Consider the following 6,488-nt stretch of genomic DNA (forward strand, 5'->3'; position numbering starts at 1 on the left):
CGACAAGAGCATACCTAAAGCCGCCATGGTGCGCTATTGCTTTATTACCGAGCACTACAACCTATGATGAAAATTTGACGCTAGGCCGCAAAATAGCAGCTAAATCCTTATACTGATATCGCTGAATACAAAAAAGGACTCAATAAGAGTCCCTAATTTTTAAGTTGAATAGCTGATTTAAGACTTTTTGCCCCAAACCTCAGCATTGATTTTTTTACGGTGTTTTTTGCCAGTACCAGCAGGCTTTGCCATCGGCTTAGCATCGCGAGAGGGACAATCTTCAGGTGCTTCAAGATCAGCTTCAAATCCCGGGATCTGCTCACGTTCTAGGCGAATTTTATTTTTCTTTTCAATCAACTTAAAGTGTTGGTATTCATCATGAGAAATTAAGCTCATTGCTAAACCCGCCTCACCTGCACGACCACTTCGGCCAATACGGTGCATATAGTCGGCTGGGCTTCTTGGTAACTCAAAGTTAATCACAATCGGCAGCTTTTCAATATCGATACCACGAGCCGCAATATCAGTTGCAATTAACACACTGATTTCACCAGATTTAAAGCCGTCTAGTACACGGTTACGCGCGCCTTGACCTTTGTCGCTATGAAATACTTCTGCAGTAATACCCGCATTTTCTAACTTTTGTGCTAATCGGTTACAGCTGTATTTGGCACTGGCAAAAATCAACACTTGTTGCCACTGATTGTCTTTAATCAATTGTGCTAGCAACGCTGTTTTACGGTTACGGTTAACGGTAATAACGCGCTGTACTAATGTCGTTTCCTCTTCATCCTGTAGCTGAACTTCAACAGGGTTATTAAGTAGTGAGCTAGTCAGTTCACGTACTTCTTCTGGAAACGTTGCCGAAAACAATAAGGTTTGCTTAGCTTTGGGTAATTTGCCTAACAGCTCATTAAGCTCTTCGGTAAAACCAAGGCTTAACATGCGATCAGCTTCATCTAACACTAAGGTGTGGGTCTTATCTAATTTAAGTGCATTACTTGAAATAAGATCGATTAAACGGCCAGGCGTTGCAACCACAATATCTGCGCCGCCACGCAAGCTTTGCATTTGGGTGTTAGTCGACACGCCACCATATACCGAAAGTGTTTTTAGATTAGGCTTAATAAGCTGCGAGTAACGCATAAAGCTGTCGCTAACTTGCTGGGCCAATTCACGAGTTGGCACTAATACTAAGCAAGAAACGAAGTTACTGCCTGCTTTACGAGGTTCTGCCTTTGCAAGCTTTTGAATAATCGGTAAGGCAAATGCCGCTGTTTTACCCGAACCTGTTTTTGCACCACCGAGAACGTCTTTGCCAGCAATCACAGCTGGGATCATGTGCGACTGAATAGGAGTTGGCGTGGTATAACTCAGCAGTTTTAAGGTCTCAAGCAACTCAGGGATCAGCCCTAGTTGAGTAAAGTCGCTGTGAGTTATTACGTTGTCGATTGAAGATACTGGCTGAGTCATAATTTACAGGTTAATGCCTAATCAAAAATAAGGCGCTTATTCTACGCTAATATCGGCTTAAAAGCTTATATTTCTTAGTGCACCGGTTTGCGTGTCACCACAGCTCAAAAAGCATTTTTATAAACGGCTATATAAGTGTGCCCTCACAATGAATCCAAAAAGTGAAAAGCCAAGAATGAATCATGGAAAGTTAAGCCCAAATGAATGAACTAAACAGATAAGCCCTCAAGCTTAAGTAACTTTTGCTTCAACGCTAAACCATAAGCATAACCCGTTAATGTGCCATTTTTACCAATGACTCTATGGCAAGGCACAATAATGGCTATCGGATTCGCTCCATTTGCGGTACCTACGGCCCTAACCGCTTTGGGTCTATCGATTTTACAGGCAATCTCGCCGTAACTGCAGCTTTGACAGTGCTCTAGCTCTGTTAACGCTTGCCACACCTGTTTTTGAAACTCGGTGCCTTTTGGCGCAAGTGCCACCTCAAAATGCTGTCGCTTTTGCGCAAAGTATTCCATCAGCTCTTGTTGGGCTTGCGCTAAATGTTGCTCAGCAACTGCCAATTCCTGCTTATCTACAATTCCGTCACGGTTATCGATGATCTGTTGATTATCAACTTCGCGAGTTTGCCATTCATCCTCTGCACTAGGAATAAAGTTAAGGTGGGTTAGGCCTTGGGCGTTAGCGCAAAGGGAGAGCTGTCCATAACTTGTTTGGAAGTTAAGTTTGGCAATAGGATCGATTTTGCTCATCATCAAAGGCTCCACAATTGAAAAGTTAAATAGCTCCCCCAAGGGGCGATTTGTTTTGCCAAAGACTCGGTTATTTCAGTGTAATTATCACACTTTAAACCTTGCTCAGCATACAAGGCTAAAATTCGTTTTTTTACCACTAGATCGCCACATAGCAAAACATCTGGGTCACTCTGGCCACGCATTTTGGCGTAAGCCACTGTCCATGGACCAATACCTTTAATTGATAACCAATCGGCTAAATCAGTATCTGGATTTTCTGTTACGAATTGAGCAAGTGCATTCAGTGCTTTCTTTCTGGCGCCGGGCATTCTCAGCTCGTTTAATTCTGCAGTAGCAATCACTGCTGGTGTAGGGAAAAGCTTAACTCTCCTATCACCTATAGTGCGCTCTTCGCCATAAGCGAGCACTAACTGATTAAGTAATTTTGATGCTTGTACAATACTAACTTGCTGGCCAAGCACTGCGCGACAGCCAGCTTCAAATGCCGACCAAACACCGGGCAACCTTAACCCTTTACGCATTAAGCTGCTGATAGGCGTTAACTCGCGTAATGCATTATCTATTTGTGCAATATTGGCATTAAGATCTAGTACTCTACGGATCTCGTTGATAATCAAACCAAGTTGTGCCAATGCGCTATCATCTTCTAATACAATTTCAACATTAAATAGGTTTGCAGCGCTGTCGAGCCTAGCATTGAAGTAACCACTTACCTCATTAATTGTGAAACTGCGGCCATAACTCAACTCGTCATTTAGCCATTCCATGTTTTGCACCGCACGAACTTGATAAAAGTGGTGCTGCTCAGGCCAACTAAACGGTGGTCTAAAGCTCAATTGTAAGTTCAATGCAATACGCCCTTTCGTTTCAAGCAATTCAGCTTTAGTTGCATCACTGGTGATGGTTGCTTTTTTACGTAAATCACTAGGTGTTAGCTGTAATGTCTGTTGAAACACTTCGTTAAAGCGGCGAATGCTATTAAAGCCTGCTGCAAATGCCACTTGGGTAATGCTCAGCTTAGTTTGATGCAGCAGTTGCTTAGCTAACATCAGTTGTTGATATTGAGCATAAGATTTCACCGATGTACCAAGCTTATCTTGAAATAGCTTTCTTAAATAACGGCTACTAATGCCTAATCTAATCGATAAACTTTCTACAGTCTCACCATCTTGTCCTGACATCGCGCCACTATCGATCAAAGCTTTTGCTCTATCGAGTGTGGTTTGTGTTCCTTTCCATGCATAAGATTGCGGTGCACTATCGGGTCGACAACGAAGACAAGGTCGTAAGCCTGCATTAGCGGCCTGTAGTGCAGTGTCAAAATATCTTACGTTTTGCTCTTTTGGGCTAACCGCAGGACAAATTGGCCGGCAATAAATTTTAGTCGTTACTACGCCTATAAAGAATTGCCCATCAAAACGTGGATCGCGAGTAAGCCTTGCTTTACGGCAAGCTTGGAGATCAGTCTGACAATTATGCTGCACCATTTTTGGCCTCTAGAACTCATTTAATGGCAACAATAGTACGCAACATGCTGATTGCGAACTAGCGGAAAACGGAACTGAATATAAAGAATATTTAGTTACACTGCTTTGTATACACTTAATCTAAGTAATCCTATATGCTATCGATTCATTAGATTTTTCTAACTTTTCTATAAAACTGAGTAAAAACATGTTCAAACGATTTGAGTCTTGGGTCGATCCACTGCCTAGCAAAGAACCACAACAACCGCCGCAAGGGATCTACGCTTTTTGCCGCCACTACACTCGTGGTTTTGAAGTACCGCTGGTTATTATGTCGATTTTGACCGCATTACTCGCGATCCTTGAAGTATCGCTATTTGGCTTTATGGGCGATCTGGTCGACTTACTAGTTCAACATGATCCAGAGACTTTATTTGAGCAAGAAGGCGCACGCTTACTCGGTATGACCGTATTGGTTCTTGTCGTGATCCCACTAGTGACCTTATTGCATGCTCTGATAGTTTATCAAGGCTTGCTAGGCAACTACCCTATGTCTATCAGATGGTTAGCTCATCGCTATCTATTAAAGCAAAGCGTGTCATTCTACCAAAATGACTTTGCAGGCCGCGTTGCAACTAAGGTGATGCAAACCTCTCTCGCTGTTCGTGAAACGGTAACTAAACTGCTGGATGTGTTGGTTTATATCTTGGTTTATTTCACCTCCATGGTGGTGATGATTGCCAAAGCAGATATTAGATTAATGATCCCAATGCTTATTTGGTTAGCTGTTTATGTAGGTTTGCAATGGCGATTTTTGCCACAACTTAAAAAAGTATCAACCGAACAAGCCGATGCTCGCTCAACTATGACAGGCCGTATCGTCGATAGTTACACTAACATTGCTACCGTAAAGCTGTTTTCACACACCCAAAAAGAAGCGGAATACGCCAAAGGCAGTATGCGCACCTTTTTAGAGACCGTGTATAAACAGATGCGTTTAGTGACTTGGATTAATGTCAGTGTACAGGTTATCAATTACATACTTGCGTTCTCTATTGCAGCAGTCTCTATATGGTTATGGCGTGATGATGCCATTACCGTTGGCGCAATAGCGATTGCGATCAGTCTGGCTCTAAGACTAAACGGCATGTCGCAGTGGATCATGTGGGAGATCAGCTCACTATTTGAAAATATCGGCACGGTTGCTGATGGCATGAATACCCTATCTAAACCAACAGAGATTAATGACATCGATAATGCCCCGGCGCTTAACGTCAGTAAAGGCGGCATCGATTTCAATAATGTCAGTTTTCACTATGGTGAGAATACAGGTGTTATCGACCAGCTAAACTTGAACATTAAGCCAGGTGAAAAAGTCGGCTTAGTCGGCCGCTCTGGTGCTGGTAAGTCAACCTTGGTTAATCTATTAATGCGCTTTCATGATGTTGAGTCAGGCAATATTGCTATCGATAAGCAAAATATTACCGAGGTCACTCAAGATTCTCTGCGCGCTCATATCGGTATGGTGACCCAAGATACTTCGCTGTTACATCGCTCTATTCGAGACAATATTCTTTATGGTAACCCTGATGCTAGTGATGAAGAGCTAGAAGCTGCAATTAGGAATTCACAAGCTTATGAATTTATTCAAACGTTAAGCGATCCAGAAGGCAATACAGGGCTTGATGCGCAAGTGGGTGAGCGCGGCGTGAAGTTATCAGGAGGCCAGCGTCAACGTATCGCTATTGCACGTGTGTTACTTAAAAATGCACCGATCTTGCTACTTGATGAAGCCACATCAGCACTCGATTCTGAAGTGGAAGCTGCAATTCAAGAAAGCTTGTATCAGCTAATGCAAGGTAAAACTGTTATTGCCATCGCGCACCGATTATCAACCATTGCAGCAATGGACAGATTAATTGTGTTGGATGAAGGTAAAATTGTTGAGCAAGGTAGCCACCAAGAGCTAATCAATTCTGGTGGGATCTACGCGCAGCTTTGGGCCCATCAGACTGGCGGTTTCCTCGGCGTAGATTAACATTGACTAGATGTTGCTTAGCCTAATGCTTTTGCAAAGCATCCTCAAATATAGAAAAGCCATCACAATGATGGCTTTTTTACAAACACGATATGCCAACAGTCGGTAATAACGCTACAGATCTGCCTTCGTCTATTAAATTAGTACCTTAGATATTGGAGTAGCTATTACTACTCTCTATTTCTTCTTAGGTAATTCTAGCCTGATAAAAACTTGCTTATTCTGCCGCAATTCAAAATCAAATAATCAAAGGTTCACAGCCTGCTCTAATAATGAAAGTGACCTAACCTTTGCAGCTAACTTCCCTCCCCTTCCTATAAAACCAGTTATAAATTAAAGGGAATAACTAAATACATACCGAGAATCTCTGAAGTGTAGATTGCTATAACGATGGATAAAAATGAAAGGTATTAAGATAGGAAAGGCATATAGAAGCCTTAAGCAAGATGCGAGTACAACAGCTAAATTAAAGACATAAAAAAACCACCCTAAGGTGGTTTTTTCACTTACTGCTTTGAACAGTAATATGGTGGAGCCTAGCGGGATCGAACCGCTGACCTCAACACTGCCAGTGTTGCGCTCTCCCAGCTGAGCTAAGGCCCCATTTCTGGTAAACATTCATGTTATTAAAACACGAATTTAAAATAGTGGTATCCCCTAGGGGATTCGAACCCCTGTTACCGCCGTGAAAGGGCGGTGTCCTAGGCCTCTAGACGAAGGGGACCCGGACTGGCGTTATACTCTACCAAAGAG

Annotated in this window: 4 protein-coding genes and 2 tRNA genes; 1 reads left to right on the forward strand and 5 read right to left on the reverse strand. The window is 42.6% G+C overall.

Annotation, left to right across the window (positions count from 1 at the left end):
• Positions 1-177 precede the first annotated feature (177 nt).
• The 3 genes from L2740_RS15115 to L2740_RS15125 form a co-directional block, all read right to left on the reverse strand.
• A complete protein-coding gene (locus L2740_RS15115; RefSeq protein WP_248950954.1) occupies positions 178-1,473 on the reverse strand; it encodes a DEAD/DEAH box helicase in 1,296 nt (431 codons plus the stop codon).
• Positions 1,474-1,682: 209 nt separating this feature from the next.
• Positions 1,683-2,231, reverse strand: coding sequence for a methylated-DNA--[protein]-cysteine S-methyltransferase (locus tag L2740_RS15120; RefSeq protein WP_248950955.1), 549 nt, complete (start codon positions 2,229-2,231; stop codon positions 1,683-1,685).
• Entirely contained in the window at positions 2,231-3,718 is a 1,488-nt protein-coding gene (locus L2740_RS15125) for an Ada metal-binding domain-containing protein (RefSeq protein WP_248950956.1), read from the reverse strand. The genes L2740_RS15120 and L2740_RS15125 overlap by 1 nt, the downstream gene beginning before the upstream one ends.
• A 187-nt stretch (positions 3,719-3,905) precedes the next feature.
• On the opposite strand from L2740_RS15125, the gene L2740_RS15130 reads away from it, so the two are divergent.
• Positions 3,906-5,735, forward strand: a complete 1,830-nt coding sequence (locus tag L2740_RS15130) for an ABC transporter ATP-binding protein (RefSeq protein ID WP_248950957.1) — start codon at positions 3,906-3,908, stop codon at positions 5,733-5,735.
• 527 nt (positions 5,736-6,262) lie between these two features.
• On the opposite strand, the gene L2740_RS15135 is transcribed toward L2740_RS15130, so the two are convergent.
• Together L2740_RS15135 and L2740_RS15140 are read right to left on the reverse strand one after the other, a co-directional pair.
• Positions 6,263-6,338: transfer RNA gene (locus L2740_RS15135), tRNA-Ala, on the reverse strand.
• A 45-nt stretch (positions 6,339-6,383) separates the two neighbouring features.
• Positions 6,384-6,459: transfer RNA gene (locus L2740_RS15140), tRNA-Glu, on the reverse strand.
• Between the last annotated feature and the right edge of the window lie 29 nt (positions 6,460-6,488).

This window comes from Shewanella pneumatophori, assembly GCF_023283895.1.
Classification (GTDB): Bacteria; Pseudomonadota; Gammaproteobacteria; order Enterobacterales; family Shewanellaceae; genus Shewanella; species Shewanella pneumatophori.